Origin of the sequence: Methanosarcina sp. UBA5, assembly GCF_002505485.1 — an archaeon.
Taxonomy (GTDB): Archaea; Halobacteriota; Methanosarcinia; order Methanosarcinales; family Methanosarcinaceae; genus Methanosarcina.
Genome location: NZ_DAVG01000024.1, coordinates 20,530 through 37,060, shown reverse-complemented (window position 1 = coordinate 37,060; position 16,531 = coordinate 20,530). Strand labels below are relative to the sequence as shown.

Genomic DNA, 16,531 nt, shown 5'->3' with positions numbered 1-16,531 from the left:
AGCAGTAATGCTGAAGATAATATCGCTGCTTGACATTTGTCTTCCGGTTTTGTTTTCAGCGACGAAAACTGCAGTGTTTGCAGCATCCTGGAAGACCACGCCCATCAGTGGGGTTGTCTGGACAAGCACACGGCCTTTTCCGGGTCTGATCTCAACTGAGATGTTGAGTAGGGCTCCCTCCTCAGAAACATTTTCCCGGATAAAAGGACCTGACCTTTCAAGTTTGACTTTCTGGAAAACTGCAGGTCCCTGAAGGGTAGCAAAGCCTTCAACTCCTGCAGGACACATTTGAGAGCCATTTTCAAGCTCAAAGACTCTTTTGCGATAGGACTCTAACTGAGAAGCATAAGACTGAAGCGATTCATTATTCTGATTTATCTGCGTCTTAAGGTTTTCATTTTCCGTTTCAAGGGAATTTATGTGAGTCTGCATTTCCTGGATCTGTCCTTCCTCAAAGGAAGGCTGTTCTTCAAACAGGACAAAGTAAGCGTTTGCAGCAAGCGAAATAACCAGTAAAAAAACAAGAAACTTGGACTTCATACCACCTACCACTTTTAATTTGCTTCAGATTATACGTACCCTTCATTCTGGAAACCATGCCGGAAACCGCAAAAGACATTTATAACCTATAACCACAGGATTTAACTTAAAGACCCAATAGGTGAATATGTTCGTTACAGATAAATGAATATATTGATCACCGAGAAGTAAATACACAGATTCAGGATCTCAATAACCTTTTTTTCATTAGTAGTGACTTTATCCAGAAACTGCTCTCCCTATAGGCAATATTGGCGTATTTCACAGAAAAAGAGAATGCAGCCCTAAGTAAAATACTGCCCTAAGTAAAAATAGATAAACGTAAATAAAATAATATAAATAAATAATTATTGACGTTTTAAGGATTCGAGTTAAAGTTTAGACTTTTAACGCCTTATTAACTTTCTTCGGCTTCTTTTACATTGGGCCCTTCTTTTGTATCCTGCACAATATATCCCAGAGATTTTATTTTTTCTCTGATAGCATCTGAAATTGCCCAGTCCTTCTTTTTTCGGGCAGCTTCACGCTCTTCAACCAGTCTCATCACTTCTATGGGGATTTCCTTTTTTACGGATTCGGCAAAAAGGCCCAGATTATTCGAAAACTGCCTGTAAAGGGAATAGAGCTTCTCAAGGACCTGTCGATTTTTATCGGATTCAAGGTACCTGTTAGCTGTACGGGAAAGCTCTTTAAAAACCGTTAAGGCTTTCGGAGTATTGAAATCGTCCTCAAGAGCTTCTCTAAACTGTGTTTCAAGTTCAGGAAGGGCTTTAAGAACTTCTTCATCCTCTGGATAAGCTGTATCCTCTGCGCTTTCCAGGCTAAATTCAAGGTTCTCGAGCGTTTCTTTAAGACGCAAATAATTATTCTTTGCGTTTTCTGCAAAGGCATCGGAATAGTCCAGTTTTTTACGGTAGTGTACTGAGAGAAACATAAAGCGCACAACTTCTCCACCGTACCTCCCGACGATCTCGGGCAGGGTAAAGACGTTTCCTTTGGACTTGCTCATCTTCTCCCCTTCAACTATGAGGTGTTCCCCGTGAATCCAGTTGCATGCAAACGGTTTTCCTGTTGCCCCTTCCGATTGGGCAATCTCGTTTTCGTGGTGAGGGAAAATAAGATCCACTCCTCCTAAATGCATATCCAGAGTGGGCCCAAAGAAATTCATAGCCATTACCGAGCATTCGATGTGCCAGCCCGGACGGATTTTTCCCCATGGGCTCTCATAATAAATTCCTCTTTCAATTTCTTCAGGGGTTGAAGCTTTGAGGAGAGCGAAATCGCGGGGGTTATCTTTATCATATTCATCCACGTCCACCGACGCGCCAATTATAATGTTATCAAAATCAAGCTTTGAAAGCTTGCCATAATCCGGAAATGCTGAAATTCTGTAATAGACCGACCCGCTTTTTTCATAAGCCAGCCCTTTATCTATTAGCTTTTGTGTAAGTTCAATCATGCCGCCAACATTTTCCGTAGCTCTCGGATAAGCTGAAGCTCTTTTTATATTTAGCTTATCAAGGCCTTTAAAAAACTCTGCCGTGTACTTATCTGTAAAATCCTTAAGTGACATTCCGGCTGCTTTCGAATCTCTGATAGTTTTGTCATCAATATCAGTAATGTTCATTACAAGTTTTACTTTATATCCAAGGTACTCAAGACTTCTCACAATATTATCTGCCATCAGGAAAGTTCGATAGTTGCCTATATGTGGCATACTGTAAACTGTAGGCCCGCAGGCGTAAATCGAGACTTCGCCTTTCTTTAAGGGTTTGAAAACCTCTTTCTTTCTTGTAAGGGTATTGTAAACCTGGAGCATTCGGAACGCCTCTGGAAACTTAAGTACCTGAAATAGTTGTCAAAATACTTGTTAAAAATGAGACTAAATCTCTTAAATCCATTCAAATTCGATTTCAGAGTTATTCGAATTCATTTATTGTTACCTAATTGTTCAGAGATGCTTTATTACTTTCGCCGCAAGCCTTTTAATAAACTGCTTGACCGAAAACCTTTTCAAAAAAGGTTTTATCGAAAACCCGAGCAGCGGCGTGATCAACCGGCGCAACGGTTGCGGCACAACGGTTGCGGATCAATAGTTTCAGGATAAATTTTCCTCAAATATAGGTACTCCAGCTCTATGCAGAATCTTTCCCAGCCGGAAGAGAGGAAGACCCACGACATTAAAAAAATCTCCCTCGATTTTTTCCACAAGGGCTGCCCCTTTTCCCTGAACAGCAAAGGCCCCTGCCTTATCAAGAGGTTCTCCTGTCCTGACATAGGCTGAAATCCGCTCGTTGCTTATCTCATCCATCCAGATTGTTGTAGATTCCAGTTCGCTAATTTCCGTCCCGCTGTCAAGGTCAAGGACTGTAAGCCCGGTTACAACCAGAAATCGCTGTCCACTTAAGAGTTTCAACATTTTCTCTGCCTCTTCGGGAGATTTGGGCTTTCCCATGAGTTCTCTGTTAAAAAGCACCGAGGTATCTGCAGAAATTACAAGCCCGGAATCGAAATGTTTAGCCACGTCTCTGGCTTTTTCGGCGGAGTGCCTTAAGAGAAGTTCTTCAGGATGCAGACCAGGGTAAGGAGATTCCACATAGGAACTGGCATGGACCAGGAAGTTATCTCCTATCAACTGTTTAAGCAATGCTTTTCGCCTTGGAGATGCAGACGCGAGAATGATCTTATGCATGGGAAAAATCAGGATGCATGGGATATATTTGTATTGCATATACGGGAAACATGGAACTTAATAAGTACTTTAGTTAAGAAAATTGATAGGCAAATTAATAAAGCTAAATTATGAGGAAGTAATGCTTATCCGTGAGTACTTTCAAAGAATTGTCTGATGTTGCAAAGATCTTCAGGTTTTCCCAGAAGGATGCAGGCATCTTTTTCATGAAGGGTGAAATTGCCTTCTGGAGTGTAAATCAGATCCGAACCCCTGCTAACTGAAAGTACTGTCACTCCGTGCTTTTTCCTGAAATTCAGGTCTGCAAGGGTTTTTCCATCGAAACTTGAACCACCCTCCACTTTAAGAATCTGAATATCAACTCCCGGAAGCCCATCTTTTATACTGAATTCGCTATCAGCACATGTATTCCCGGACAATTTTCGCAGCATCCGGTAGCCATTAGCCCGCACATCATTTACGAGTTTTTCAATATCTTCTCTCGGAACCAGATATTTTTCAAGCAGGCGGACAAAAATTTCTACTGAGGTTTCGTATTCCTCGGGAATGATTTCGTCCGCGCCCAAAGCATTGAGACGTTTCATCTCCTGCAAATTCCGTACTTTTGCAATGATGGAGATGTTCAAATTCAATTTTTTTGCAATTTCTACTATCTTTTCTGTGGCGGCTGAATCCGAGATCCCGACGGTAAGAACCCTTGCATTCTTAACGCCTGCATGTTCTAGTACAGCCTCAAACGTTGCATCTCCATAGTGGATGTTCTCCCCTTTCTGTTTTTCCTGTTTAACAATTTCAGGGTTTGCTTCTACAATGATGTAAGGAATGCCTGCGGCTTTTGCAGCCTTTGAAACTGTTCTTCCAGAAAAACCAAAACCTACGACGATTAAGTGATCTTTCATTTCAGGCTCGATTTGTTCTTCTTCTTTAATAGGTTCCGAATATAAGCCGTGTACGATTTTCATACCATAGTTCGTGTTTAAAATTTTTGCAACAAGGAAATCGGCAGGCTTGTAGGAAGCGTTAATCAAAAAGGGCGTAACTCCCATGGTAATGATAGAAACTGCAAGAAAAGCCTGGTAAATATCTTCTGTCAGGAGAGAATATTCCACCCCCAATCTGGATAGAACAAAAGAGAATTCTCCTACTTGAGACAGCGCAAGCCCTGTCAATATAGTTGTACGAAGTGGGTAGCCGAGAATGAAAGTTGTAGCTACTCCTGCGATTGATTTTACAATAATTAAGGCAATCGAAGCAAGAATAAGGGTAGGGAGGTGATCAAGCAAATACCCAACGTTCAAGAGCATCCCTACAGACACAAAAAAGAAGCTCATGAACATGTCTCTCAGAGGCACAATGTTGCCCATTGCTTGCTGGCTGTACTGGGAACCTGATATGACAATCCCAGCTAAAAACGCGCCGAGAGCAAGAGACAGTCCGATACTAGAGGTAAAGAGAGCGGTAGAAAGGCAAATGAAGACAACACTTACAAGGAATAATTCTTTATTGCCTGTCCTGCCCACATGGTAGAATATCCAGGGAATCAGGAATTTGGCACTCAGGATAAAAACTAGAATGATTAGTGAACCTTTGAGAAAAACGGTCGAAAGTGAACCTTCAAAATTTAGAGAATCTCCAGCCAATAACGGGGTAATAAGAATTAGGGGAACGATAGCAAGATCCTGAAATATCAAAATTGCAAGTGAGGTTTTCCCATGTTGTGTATAAACTTCATTTCTGTCCTGTAAGACTTTGAGTACTATTGCAGTACTGCTCAGCGAGATCAAGAAACCAAGAAAAACAGAGGTAGCGGAGTTGAAACCTAGAGATGAACAAACAATGAGGGTAAGAAATGTAGTTAAGAGAATCTGGAGAGTTCCACCCATAAATAAAGCTTTTTTCATCTTCCAAAGCTCTTTTAAGGATAGATCAACCCCAATTGTAAAGAGCAAAAAGATTACACCGAGATCAGCATTCAGTTCATTATGTCCTCCATTGAGAATCGCAAGCCCGTAAGGACCGATCAGCATCCCGGTTACAAGAAAACCAAGTACAGGAGGGACTTGAAATCTGTAGAAAATAGTGAGAATTAAAATAGCAAAGCCTAGAAGTACGTCAACGTTTGCCAGTAAAGAGGACACCATTTATTTTGCTCCTCCATAAGTTGAAATGAGTTTATCTGAGCCTTTTGAAGTCTTAAAAAGCCTGAGATAAACCCGAGAATTAAATATTAAAATCATACTCGTCAGATCCAAAATTTTATAACTGTTCAATAACAATATTTATTAAAAGATATAATATTTTCGGTGGGGATCCGAATTCGCATTAATTCAGGATATGTTCTTTATAGTAAGCGAAAATTAAGAAAAGTAAATGAAAAATTAAACTGAAAAGCCAATAAAACATTGATAAAAAAATTAATGATTTTGATCGAATAATATTCAACAAAATGTTTAACAAAAATATTTTGGCCAGAGTATTCAATCAGGAACGTTGAATATCTCAATAAAAAGTGTTTAGTAAAATATTGATCACTTCATTTGGCGTTTACCGTGCCTGCGCTTACCATACTTTAGGGATTAGCCTGTCTGTTCTTTTTATGTAATCTCTATAACCTTTGACTTCCCTGACCAGAACCTCTTCTTCGAACTTCAATCTGTATAAAAACAGGATAATTAGTACCACCGATATACCCAGGGAGAGGTAAGCGTTCAGAATTAACGGAATTCCAACAGCCTGTAATATGTTTCCTGCATAAGCCGGATGCCTTATGAGTCTATAGGGACCAGTTTCAATTAACTGATGATTATTTTTGATCTCAATATGGGGTGAGAAATATTTACCTAGCGTCCATATACTCCAGGCTCTGAGCCCTGTACCGATTAATACGAGTGATATTCCTGTGACTGTAACTGCAAAATTCTGTTTCATATAAAGCATGCATTCGAGATATGGGGGCAGCCTGTATTCAAATTTCGGGCAAAAATCGAATTCAAGGTGCGAGTAAAAAAGAAAGTCAATAACAGGAACGATCAGAAGGAGCCACCAGAAAAATAAAAGCAAACTTCTGGTCCATCTTTTTGATTGCTTTCCTTCAGGACCTGAACCCCTATATGCAGCTTTTTCTGCCAGCAAGTAGAGGAACAGGACTCCTGCATAAATATAAACAGGCAGATGATTTACAGAACCCCAGTTTTCAACCAGAAGCTTCCCTACTTTGGCAGTGAATAAAAGTAGAACTATGCTTATAACCCGGTCTATCCATTCTTCCTTTTTCCTTCCTTCTTTCAATTTCTCAGATTTTACCATTTACTTTTTTAATTAAAGTAATTGTTTTTCTATTTTTCTAGGCATAAAACTAAACCTGTAGGTAGGGAAAAGCAGGAAGCAAGTAAAAGCAAGCTTTAAACTAAAAAATGCAAAAGGGTTTTAAAAGCCTGTAAAAAAGTTGTAAGAAACTATGTACAATTGAAAGGTCAGGTCGCTTTACCGTGCTTACAGAAGTGATTGTTCGGTTTTGCGGCTTTTAGATCATATTCATTCCAGACCTCGCATGACTCGCAAATGCATTGTCTATCAAAATTAAGATCCTGACAGGTAGCCGTACCTTCAGAGCAATATATCCCTGGAACATTCTCGGGATCAGGGGCCTCACCTGCAGGCGCATTCTCCATAGCTTCTTTTGAACTCCTGATTTTATCCTGTACGCACCGACTATCAGCCTGGACCGGACATTGCGGGCATCTACACCTGTTAATATTTTCCTCTACATAAGGAACCACAAATTCCGTACCTCTTTCAAAAGTTACATTTCTGTCTCTAGGTGTTATAGAGCTCTTCTCTTCGGTTGGTGCATCTCTTCCCATATTCAATTACCCCCAAACTTAATACTCTAATTGGTTTTCCTATTTCAGGTTTCGGCTTTAGAGCATAAAAGCGTTTTCAGTCATAGAAAGAATATATGCTAGTGAATGGGCGAACAAACAACTATAGCCTTGAAAGGCTGTCTGCAGCTTGAATTAAGCCATTTTGAGAATTAAGAGAAAAATTCGATATAAATTAAATCAGTAACAGGAAAATATGTAATACTAATCCAGGTACTAAGTAGAAATGAGTGCTCTGAATCTCATGATTTTTTTCCTTGATCAAGGTATACTTAAAAGTCAGAAATGAGGAAAGTTTCCGAAAAATTCAACCTTTTTTCAGATTGTAAGATTTAGGAAAATATGAAATGAGACTCATTCATAAACTCACTTCAACGACTGCCATCCAGTACGATGAAAGGAATTACACAGTTTAACTAAAGAATCAGTTGCATGAGACTTCAAACTGTCTAATTTATACTATATGTAGTAGAGATACTTGCCCACGCCTTTTTTGCTACTTAATCGCATAATTCCTATTAACAACACTCCCCCATAGAAACTTTAGATTTGAATACTTGAGGGCTTTATAATTTCTGCAGTCTGATGCAAGGCTTTACGAATGGGTCATCATTTGTTTTATACTGATGTCATATCAGTCTAGTTAATTTCACCAGCCATCAAACCAGTTGCCGTCTTCTCCGAAGAAGTCGTTATCTCCATAGAAACAGTCATCTCCGAAGAAGCAATCATTTCCGAAGAAGCTACCTCCGAAGAAGGATTCGAAGTCAAAGTTGTCGCAGTCACATTTATCTTTGTGGCATTTGCATTTATCTTTGTGGCAGTCGCATTTATCTTTGTGGCAGTCACATTTGTCTTTCCAGTGGCCTGCACTGGCTGACCCCACTGTCAGCGATGCTACAAAAAAGACCAGCACTAAAACACTCATTGTCTTCTTAAGTATTCCCATTTGTACACACTCCTCTAATTTGCTACGACTAAGCTGTTGGTGTTTCAACCATTTTTGTCGGTAGATGCAGCACTCAAATATTACTTTATCACTTAGCTATTGACGTTGTTTCTGGAAGATATTTACTGGCAGATTTAACTTTCATATTATGTGCTGAAAAAATGTACCGATTAAAATAATCTCAAGTTACCCCAACAAATAGTACGTACCAGAAGAAGATTATACTCAAAGAATATAATATATATAGAAATATAAATTAGAAACCATTGTTTATTAAAAGAATATATCTTATAATATGCTATTTATGGCTTGCTTTATATAATTTTATTTTGAATAATTTATTCTTGTGAGCGGCAATACTTTTTGTAACAGACTTATTTCAAGACCCAATTTATGCTTAATTCAAAGAACATTCATGCTTGCTCCGCTATTAGAAATTTCTAGTTAATTCAAGGAATTAAATTAAAAAAAGAATTTTGAGTTATGTAATAACCTGCAAATTTTATTGGCGTTTGCCAGAGAAATGATAGAAAAGATAATCGTCCGGCTTTTTACTTGTTCATTCTAGCTGATGGAATTGCAATATACAGGAAGAAATACAAAAACCGGAGAAAGGTTCACTACCTTAGTTATCTTGCTTTTTTACTTGTTTCAATACATGACCTTATAATATGTGCAAACTTTATGTAAAATATAATTAAGATTTTCGCACTTGCAATGACCGCTATCCACGATAACTGCATTTATAGATAAAAAGGTTGAGGGGTCAGGACAGAAAAGTAAAAGTATGTAGTCTTTGCAAGCTTAAGCCGGCTACTTAAAGTTCAGGCAGGAATTAGGAAAACAGGCATGATAAAAAAACTAGAAAAAATAAAGGAGTAAAGAAGTGTAAATGTTATATATTTGCAGCCTCTACTCCGGAGTCTAATTTTCTAATCAAACTGATAAGTTATGCATTTCTTCATTCATGTTTCATTATACAAATTACACGAACATTTTACGGATCAATAGTTTCTCCATACTACCCATTTTTCAGGTCATATTTTCGGTGTTCTGGATCGTAGTTGTGTTTCCAGTAATGTTGCATGTAATGGTCTTAGTCATTATTTGAGTTTTATCGTCCATATTTCTGATTATAACCATCTTTCCGGTTATGTTATTTACATTTCCGGGCATTCTGGTTATGTTTTTTCCATCCATTCTATTCATGTCCGTATCTTCGATTATAATCGCACTTCCATCTATTAAACTCAGATAATCCATTTCTTCGGTCATTTCGGCCATAGTATCCATTTTTTCGGCCTTTCCGGTCATCTTATCCATATCCTTGAGTATGATCATGTTTCCGGTCATGTTACACATTGATCCAGTCATAGCCATTCTTCCGGATATGTTCTCCATTCTTCCGGACATGTTCTCCATTTTTCCAGATATGTTCTCCATTTTTCCGGACATGTTACACATCTTTGCGACCATTTCATCCATACGACCTATGTTTCTGGCTATAATCATTTTTTTAGTTAAATCACATGTTATAGTTCCAGTCACATTTCCAGTCATGAGCACAGTCATATTTTCCATTCTTCCGGACATGTTCTCCGTGCCAGCTGCTGCTCCGGTCATCTTTTCCATATTTCTGGTCATATCACATGTCATAGTTCCAGTCATGTTTCCAATCATGACTATAGTCATGTTCTTCATTTTCCCGGTCATTTCAGCGGGTATATTATCCATTCTTCCATCTATCCCGCCTATTTTACTCATTTTTCCGAACATAACCACTTTTCCGGGCATATTATCCATTTTGCCGATTATAAGAGCTTTTTCGGTCATATTGCCCATATCTTTGACTATAATTACCTTTCCAACCATATTACATGGCATGGGTCTGGCCATGTTACCCATTCTTCCGGCCATGACTCCAGTTTGGTTTGCTGCCATGGTTCCAGTTTGGCCTTCAGTCATATTCTGAGTTTGTTGGCCTTCAGTCATATTCTGAGTTTGGGTTTGGGCCATGCTCTGAGTTTGATTTTCAGTTATGTTTCCAATCCGGGTTTCGCCCATGGCTCCGGTCATGTTCTCCATTCCAACCACAACCGCATTTCCGGTCATGTTACAGGTAATGGTTTTAGCTATATTTCCTGCCAGGATTGCACTCACGTCCTCCATATTTCCGAACATGTCCGTTTCAGTCTGCGCTTGCACAGACACAACAGACAACGTCATGAATAACGCTAACATAGAAACTATTAATTTCATTTTCATTCTTTACCCCCCGTATACGAGCTCGACCAGTTGGTCTATCATATATATCTAATTAAATAATAATGTATTTAATATAAATCCGCTAAATAATATATGACAAGCTTATAAATACTTAATCTCTATTAACTATGCAGACTAGTCTGGTTTTAAGGAACAGAAGACGTTTTAAAAGTAGTTGTCTGTCTCATATTTATAGAGCTTTATAGAGCTCATCCCAAAACTTAGAAGTACCTCTCCGAAATTTATGTTCTGAATAATTATCGAGTTTCCGATCATGAAAATAGTTATGAAACCGTTCGAGTTGAGAATCAAAGTAGTTTTGGATAGCTTATCATAGGCAATAGCGGATATTGAGAGAATACAAAAACGATGACGAAAAATCGTATTTCGTATTTAATTCTTGCCTCAAACTGTCTGTAATCCCATTTTTTGCTTCCAAGTAAATCTTGCTTGATACTTCTTTTGAATTATCTACTGCATTTTTGCATATTTTGATTATTTAAGGTTCATTCCTCACCAGATAAACGGCACGAGCCGGTGTCTTACCTTCCTTGTATATTCCTTATATCCTAGAAGCTCCTCGTAGAGCATCCTGTCTTCAAAGTATGTACGGAAAACAAAAGCAATAGCAAGTAAAAGTGCAGGAATCAGCCCGTAAAAAGAGCCAATTATAAACGGAGTGCAACCGTAAAACAGAATCATGCCGGCATAGCCAGGATGCCGAATGAAGGCATAAGGCCCTGTGATAACAACCCTATGATCTTTCTCCTTTTGGATTCGGACTGTAGTTTCAAAAAACTTGTTTTCGACCATTGCCCACGTTACAAAAACCCAGCCTATGACGAAAAAGATTATGCCAACCGCCAGAACCTCCCTCCCGGTGCTCGAAATATGTAATCTACCCACATCGAGCCCACAAACAATAAGCATTAAGAAAATAAACATAATATAGAGCACTGTAAACAGCTTATCCCACCACTTCATTTCTCCCCACTTCATTTCACTTCGTGCTCCTATTACCTCAGGATTGAATTTGATGAAAACAACCATATTGAAGAGCAATGAGAGAAAATAAAGAACAAAGAAAAACCATGCTCTGGGCAGGTCGATCCGACCAGCAGAAAGAAAAAAATCACCATAAATGAGAATAGGCCTCCAAGAACCTGTGCGGCCCTCCTGGTAACCGCCTTCCAGAATACTGCATTCTTTTCTACCATATTCTACCTAAGAAATGATTATTTTTAGCTATCATAGAGATTTGGATAGTTAAATTCGGGGCTAGGCAGGAATTTAACCTCTGAAAACCTCTGAAAAATGGAAGGTCCCGGAGTAAGTTTACATTCAGGAGAATAACTTTAATTAAAAATAAGAAGAATAGAGCATGACTTTACTGACAATAACCGGAGTTATTACATGGAAAATGTTAAAGAATTTTTTAAGAACGACAATTTCGCTGCAATTTCAGGAATCAAACTTCTAGAAGCCTCTCCAGGATATGCAAAAGCCATCATGAATATAGAGGAAAAGCACCTCAATGCCCTGAAAACCGTTCAGGGAGGTGCAATATTTACCCTTGCAGATCTTACTTTTGCTGCAGCGTCAAATGCATACGGCAATGTTGCTGTTGCTATCAATGCAAATATTTCTTTTGTAAAAGCCGCAACAGGCAAAGCTCTCACAGCCGAGGCAAAAGAAACCTCAATAAACCCTAAAATTTCAACATATACTGTAAATATAACTGATGATAAAGGAGATCTTGTAGCAATATTCCAGGGTATGGGCTACAGAAAAAAGATTTCACTTGATGAGCTTTCTTGCATTTAATTACGGAAGGGCGTATCTTAACAAATCAGCAGGGATACCAGTAACATGATTTCAAAGTAGATGCATACTCAGGAAATAATTATAGTTTTGAGAACTCAAATACACTTAAGGATAGCGTAATAACCTGAGAAAAGTTAGAAAATTCTAGTCTAGACCTGGGCATGTAGCCCGTAACTCTATTTTTTGTTATGCTTCTTTGGCGAAACCACGATCTTTTTAAAACTAGCCCACATCCGTCCTTAGAACGACAATCCTTTTCCCTATTTTTAGACGTAAAAGGAAAGGGATTCTTGTTAAAAATCCAGCGATTTTTTTAATTTTTACATTCGACACTTGGTTTTAAAAACTGAATTAAATAATTTATACAAAATAACAATTTTTTTTGATTAAATCAATACATTTACATATGTGAATTGGCATGGTCGTTGGGCGTAAATATACATTTAATTAAAAAAAGTTCCACTAGAACTTTCTGAAAATAACGGAGGCATTAGAATGAGTAAATTAACCACTTTATTAGCAGTTGTTCTTACTTTAACAATAATATCAGGTATCGGAGCTGCGGCTGAGATTTCAGTCCAGCCAGGAAATTCAATTCAAAGCGCTGTGAACAATTCAACCTCAGGCGATATAATTACCGTAAGCCCCGGGACCTATACCGAAAATATCAAAATAACTAAGGATAATCTCACAATCAGGTCCGAATCCGGAAACCCTGATGATACAATAATTCAAGCCGGAAATCCAAATGCTAACGTGCTCCTACTGAAAGCAGATAATATAACAGTTAGTGGGCTTAAGATTATTGGAGCTACAGACCCCATCCATTCAGGAATCTTTCTGTCTTCATGCAGGAACTGTACTATTGATCACAACAAATTTTTGAATAACGGTCTTGGAATCTATGCCTTGTATTCCAGAGGAAACATAGTCTCAAACAATATAGTTACGAATAATGAAGAGTATGGGATTGCTATTCAAAGTTCTGAAGAGAATATCCTCTCAGGAAATACGGCTTCTGACAATAGCAGAGGAATCCATTTTGGCAACTCTGACGGCAACACATTCTCAGGTAACACTGTTCAAAATAATAGTGTTTACGGTTTTTATATCTGCCCTAGAAGCGATAGTAACCTTATTTACAACAACTATTTCAACAACACTAACATGACCATTAAAAACGGAAAAGGAAATTCCTATAACAATACGAAAACTGCAGGTACTAACATTGTAGGCGGACCGTATATAGGAGGTAATTTCTGGGGAAAACCTGATGGCACTGGATTTTCCCAAACCGCAGTAGATAAAGATGGAGATGGCATTGCTGACTCCGCATACAAAAATATAACACACAGCACCTATTCGGATTATCTACCTCTTGTAGAGCATAAATAAACACAGTACATCGATTCATAATGTCTTCTCAATAAAATACGGATAAACACATTGAACACAGACCGTCTCAAATCGTGTTTGTCCGTTTCCACTTTTGATTTTTATGGAATAATTTATTGACCAATATTTTTCAAAGCCTAATTTATTTTGATTGCTGGGATTGAGGCACTAAAAAAGACCTGATTAGAAAACATCCAGGTAGAAATTAGGCTAGAGAGAAGAATTTCCAAAAAATTTTCTACAAAAGCCTTTTTTAAAACGTTATGAACAGACATTATGATAAAGTTCATCCCAAAACCAATTTTATCTCTAATTCATAAAGTTTCAGAACCATCTTCTGGATCAGGAAATCGATTGATTATTATTGAATCTGGGTTCTGGGAAGTGACATTGAGTTTTGGTATCAGCTCATAGAGATAAAAACAGAATCTAAGTTTAAAGTCGAATTTTGATTTTAAAAGAGACTAATTTGAATTATTTTCCAATGCGACTGCCGGGATTCGAACCCGGGTTCTAAGCTTGGGAAGCTCAGGTCATAGCCACTAAACCACAGTCGCATAAAGATGTACGGAAGTGATGTGTATTCTTCTCATGCATCTTTTAGATATTAAAGGTTTCGGTAATGAATAAGGAACGGCAGGGATAGCTGTTTTAACTGAAAAAAATAAAAAATTCTATTTTTGAAATTTTAGGGCGCAAAGCGATAAAGCCCTGAGAATGGAATGATAGTATGGAGAAAAATTTCAAAGCGCTTTTTCGGGAATAGGGTAATGGCTCGATTCATAGAGCTTGCGGAGCTTTTTGAAGAACTGGAAAAAATAACATCCCATAAGGAAATCGTCAGAGAATTGCTAATTTTTTTTAGGGGCTGGAAGGAAAAGAAGTAAAGTATAATACCTTTTCTTCGGGAGCATTGAACCTGCCTTTGAGAACATAACATTGGAAGTAGGGATAAGCTTGCATTAAAAGCTATTGCCGGAGCATATGGAATTTTCAATGAGGAGATTAAGAAAAGATATTCAAAAACAGGAGATCTTGGGGATGTGACGTTTGAGTTAGACAGGAGAGAAGGAAAGTCATTAACAATGAAAGAAAGGAGAAAGAAATAAAATAAGAAATGGGAAATAAATACAAGAAGCAGGGGGAAACAATTGAGAAACCGAGAGATTGCAGAGTTATTTTATGAGGCTGCCGATATTCTTGAATACCAGCAGGTTGAGTGGAAACCACGGGCTTATCGAAAAGCCGCTCAGATGATAGAAAACCTTGGGGAAGACATCGAAAAAATTTATGCTAGAGAAGGAAAAGTTGGGCTGACCAAAATTCCAGGCATAGGGGAGTCAATTGCCGACCACATTGCCGAGTATCTGGAAACAGGCAAAGTGGAAAAATTTGAAAAGCTTAAAGAAAAAACCCCTTCAGGTACTGCAGAACTGATGGAAATCCGAGGGCTTGGAGCAAAGAAAATCAAAAAGCTTGCTGATGCCCTTGGAGTGAGGACGCTCTCAGATCTTAAAAACGCGATCATTGCCCACAGGCTAAAGAGGCTCGAAGGGTTTGGAGAAAAAAGTGAAAAAAATCTGGCAAAGGCGATTGAACAATATGAGAAAAGCCATGCCCGGCTAGCTCTCGGAAAAGCGCTTCCACTCGCAGACGAGGTCATAGCCGCTTTAAAAGCCCAGTGTGAAAGCAGAACCTCTAAAGTCGACCTCTCAAAAGTAATTTACACAGGCTCGCTTCGCAGGTTGAAAGAAACAATTGGGGATATCGACATCCTTGCAGAAGCCGAGAAAGAAGAGGCTTTGAAGGTAGTGGATTGTTTTGTCTCCCTTCCGGACGTCGAGCAGGTGATCTTAAAAGGTAGCACAAAAAGCAGCGTAATTCTGAGAGAAGGGACATCTATTGACTTGAGAGTAGTCCCACCTGAAAGTTACGGAGCAGCTCTTCAGTATTTTACGGGTTCAAAGGAGCACAATATAGAACTTAGAAATGTTGCCATCAAAAACGGTTACAAGCTTTCAGAATACGGGCTGTACTTAAAGGAATCCGGGAAACAGATTGCAGGCAGCAGTGAAAAAGAGATTTACGGAATACTTGACCTTGCATATATCCCACCCGAACTTCGGGAAAACAGGGGGGAAATTAAAGCCGCTACAAAAAATGCCCTGCCCAAACTGGTAGAAGCAGGTGATCTCAGGGGAGATCTCCATATGCATACACAGTACAGTGAAGGAAAAGACACCCTTAAAACCATGATTCAAAAAGCAGAGGCTCTTGGTTACGAGTATATCGCAGTAACCGATCACTCCCGTTCCCAGAAAGTTGCAAATGGCCTGGAAATCGAAAAATTAAAAGCTCAATAGGAAGAAATTGATAAACTCTCTAAACAATTCCAGATAAAAATTCTCAAAGGATCTGAGGTTGAGGTCCTGAAAGATGGAAGCCTTGACTATCCGGATGAGATTCTCAAAGAACTTGATGTAGTGGTAGGAGCCGTACATTCCGGTTTTGCATTCCGTGAAAGGAAAATGACCGAAAGAATTGTCACAGCTCTGGAGAACAAATATCTCGATATCCTTGCACATCCTTCAGGAAGACTGCTTGGGAAGAGAGAAGCTTATGCCGTTAACTTTGAAAAGGTTTTTGAAGCTGCCGCTGCAAATGGAAAAGTAATTGAGATCAACAGCCAGCCTTCAAGACTTGACCTTAATGACGAACTGATCCTGCGCGCAAAGACCTTTGGCCTAAAGTTCTGTATATCTACAGACAGCCATGCAGTTTCCGACCTAACCTTCATGCGGTACGGCCTCGGGCAGGCACGGCGGGGCTGGCTTGAAAAAGAAGACGTTGTGAACACCTATCCTTACTCCAGACTTAAAGAAGTTTTCAAGAAATCCAGCCAGTGACCAGATTATACCGCAACCGTTTAACCTATTTTGAAAAGGCTTGCAGGAAATCCTTTTTTGGAAAGGGTTGCGATCGTTA

General features: G+C 38.9%; 14 protein-coding genes, 1 tRNA gene and 1 pseudogene. 6 read left to right on the top strand and 10 right to left on the bottom strand.

What is annotated here, in order from left to right; translation table 11 throughout:
- From BP621_RS02385 to BP621_RS02345, 9 genes and pseudogenes are all read right to left on the bottom strand, one after another.
- Positions 1 to 540, bottom strand: a pseudogene (locus tag BP621_RS02385) (ATP-dependent protease); the annotation flags it as partial.
- A gap of 397 nt (positions 541 to 937) precedes the next feature.
- Positions 938 to 2,359: a cysteine--tRNA ligase gene (gene cysS / locus BP621_RS02380; RefSeq protein ID WP_292387762.1), complete on the bottom strand. Its 1,422-nt coding sequence runs from the start codon at positions 2,357 to 2,359 to the stop codon at positions 938 to 940.
- 279 nt (positions 2,360 to 2,638) lie between these two features.
- Positions 2,639 to 3,232 (bottom strand): Maf family nucleotide pyrophosphatase, encoded by a 594-nt coding sequence (locus BP621_RS02375; RefSeq protein WP_292387761.1) that lies wholly within the window; start codon positions 3,230 to 3,232, stop codon positions 2,639 to 2,641.
- 125 nt (positions 3,233 to 3,357) lie between these two features.
- Entirely contained in the window at positions 3,358 to 5,373 is a 2,016-nt protein-coding gene (locus BP621_RS02370; RefSeq protein WP_292387760.1) for a cation:proton antiporter, read from the bottom strand.
- Between the two features lie 418 nt (positions 5,374 to 5,791).
- Positions 5,792 to 6,538, bottom strand: a complete 747-nt coding sequence (locus BP621_RS02365; RefSeq protein ID WP_292387759.1) for a methyltransferase family protein — start codon at positions 6,536 to 6,538, stop codon at positions 5,792 to 5,794.
- Between the two features lie 167 nt (positions 6,539 to 6,705).
- Positions 6,706 to 7,095: a DUF2769 domain-containing protein gene (locus BP621_RS02360; RefSeq protein ID WP_292387758.1), complete on the bottom strand. Its 390-nt coding sequence runs from the start codon at positions 7,093 to 7,095 to the stop codon at positions 6,706 to 6,708.
- Positions 7,096 to 7,762: 667 nt separating this feature from the next.
- A complete protein-coding gene (locus BP621_RS02355) occupies positions 7,763 to 8,062 on the bottom strand; it encodes a hypothetical protein (RefSeq protein ID WP_292387757.1) in 300 nt (99 codons plus the stop codon).
- A 1,032-nt stretch (positions 8,063 to 9,094) separates the two neighbouring features.
- The gene (locus tag BP621_RS02350) at positions 9,095 to 10,288 is read right to left on the bottom strand and encodes a hypothetical protein (RefSeq protein ID WP_292387756.1); all 1,194 of its coding nucleotides are present in this window, start codon (positions 10,286 to 10,288) and stop codon (positions 9,095 to 9,097) included.
- A gap of 552 nt (positions 10,289 to 10,840) precedes the next feature.
- Positions 10,841 to 11,326, bottom strand: coding sequence for a methyltransferase family protein (locus BP621_RS02345; RefSeq protein ID WP_292387755.1), 486 nt, complete (start codon positions 11,324 to 11,326; stop codon positions 10,841 to 10,843).
- A gap of 414 nt (positions 11,327 to 11,740) precedes the next feature.
- Between BP621_RS02345 and BP621_RS02340 the strand changes: the two genes are divergently transcribed.
- Together BP621_RS02340 and BP621_RS02335 are read left to right on the top strand one after the other, a co-directional pair.
- Positions 11,741 to 12,151: a PaaI family thioesterase gene (locus BP621_RS02340; RefSeq protein ID WP_292387754.1), complete on the top strand. Its 411-nt coding sequence runs from the start codon at positions 11,741 to 11,743 to the stop codon at positions 12,149 to 12,151.
- 495 nt (positions 12,152 to 12,646) lie between these two features.
- Positions 12,647 to 13,546, top strand: coding sequence for a right-handed parallel beta-helix repeat-containing protein (locus tag BP621_RS02335; protein WP_292387753.1), 900 nt, complete (start codon positions 12,647 to 12,649; stop codon positions 13,544 to 13,546).
- Positions 13,547 to 14,031: 485 nt separating this feature from the next.
- Here the strand turns inward: BP621_RS02335 and BP621_RS02330 are convergent.
- Positions 14,032 to 14,103 (bottom strand) — tRNA-Gly (locus tag BP621_RS02330).
- A gap of 165 nt (positions 14,104 to 14,268) precedes the next feature.
- Here BP621_RS02330 and BP621_RS02325 point away from each other — a divergent pair.
- From BP621_RS02325 to BP621_RS02315, 4 genes are all read left to right on the top strand, one after another.
- Positions 14,269 to 14,433 (top strand): hypothetical protein, encoded by a 165-nt coding sequence (locus BP621_RS02325; RefSeq protein WP_292387752.1) that lies wholly within the window; start codon positions 14,269 to 14,271, stop codon positions 14,431 to 14,433.
- Positions 14,434 to 14,484: 51 nt separating this feature from the next.
- Positions 14,485 to 14,655: a hypothetical protein gene (locus BP621_RS17030; RefSeq protein WP_349682038.1), complete on the top strand. Its 171-nt coding sequence runs from the start codon at positions 14,485 to 14,487 to the stop codon at positions 14,653 to 14,655.
- A gap of 42 nt (positions 14,656 to 14,697) precedes the next feature.
- Entirely contained in the window at positions 14,698 to 15,909 is a 1,212-nt protein-coding gene (locus tag BP621_RS02320; protein ID WP_292387751.1) for a helix-hairpin-helix domain-containing protein, read from the top strand.
- Positions 15,910 to 16,074: 165 nt separating this feature from the next.
- A complete protein-coding gene (locus tag BP621_RS02315; protein WP_292387750.1) occupies positions 16,075 to 16,452 on the top strand; it encodes a hypothetical protein in 378 nt (125 codons plus the stop codon).
- The last annotated feature ends 79 nt before the right edge of the window (positions 16,453 to 16,531 follow it).

Coding starts and splice junctions, on each gene's coding strand:
- cysS (WP_292387762.1), bottom strand. CDS start 2,359: ATGCTCCAGGTTTACAATACCCTTACAAGAAAGAAAGAGGTTTTCAAA.
- BP621_RS02375 (WP_292387761.1), bottom strand. CDS start 3,232: ATGCATAAGATCATTCTCGCGTCTGCATCTCCAAGGCGAAAAGCATTG.
- BP621_RS02370 (WP_292387760.1), bottom strand. CDS start 5,373: ATGGTGTCCTCTTTACTGGCAAACGTTGACGTACTTCTAGGCTTTGCT.
- BP621_RS02365 (WP_292387759.1), bottom strand. CDS start 6,538: ATGGTAAAATCTGAGAAATTGAAAGAAGGAAGGAAAAAGGAAGAATGG.
- BP621_RS02360 (WP_292387758.1), bottom strand. CDS start 7,095: ATGGGAAGAGATGCACCAACCGAAGAGAAGAGCTCTATAACACCTAGA.
- BP621_RS02355 (WP_292387757.1), bottom strand. CDS start 8,062: ATGGGAATACTTAAGAAGACAATGAGTGTTTTAGTGCTGGTCTTTTTT.
- BP621_RS02350 (WP_292387756.1), bottom strand. CDS start 10,288: ATGACGTTGTCTGTTGTGTCTGTGCAAGCGCAGACTGAAACGGACATG.
- BP621_RS02345 (WP_292387755.1), bottom strand. CDS start 11,326: ATGAAGTGGGGAGAAATGAAGTGGTGGGATAAGCTGTTTACAGTGCTC.
- BP621_RS02340 (WP_292387754.1), top strand. CDS start 11,741: ATGGAAAATGTTAAAGAATTTTTTAAGAACGACAATTTCGCTGCAATT.
- BP621_RS02335 (WP_292387753.1), top strand. CDS start 12,647: ATGAGTAAATTAACCACTTTATTAGCAGTTGTTCTTACTTTAACAATA.
- BP621_RS02325 (WP_292387752.1), top strand. CDS start 14,269: ATGATAGTATGGAGAAAAATTTCAAAGCGCTTTTTCGGGAATAGGGTA.
- BP621_RS02315 (WP_292387750.1), top strand. CDS start 16,075: ATGACCGAAAGAATTGTCACAGCTCTGGAGAACAAATATCTCGATATC.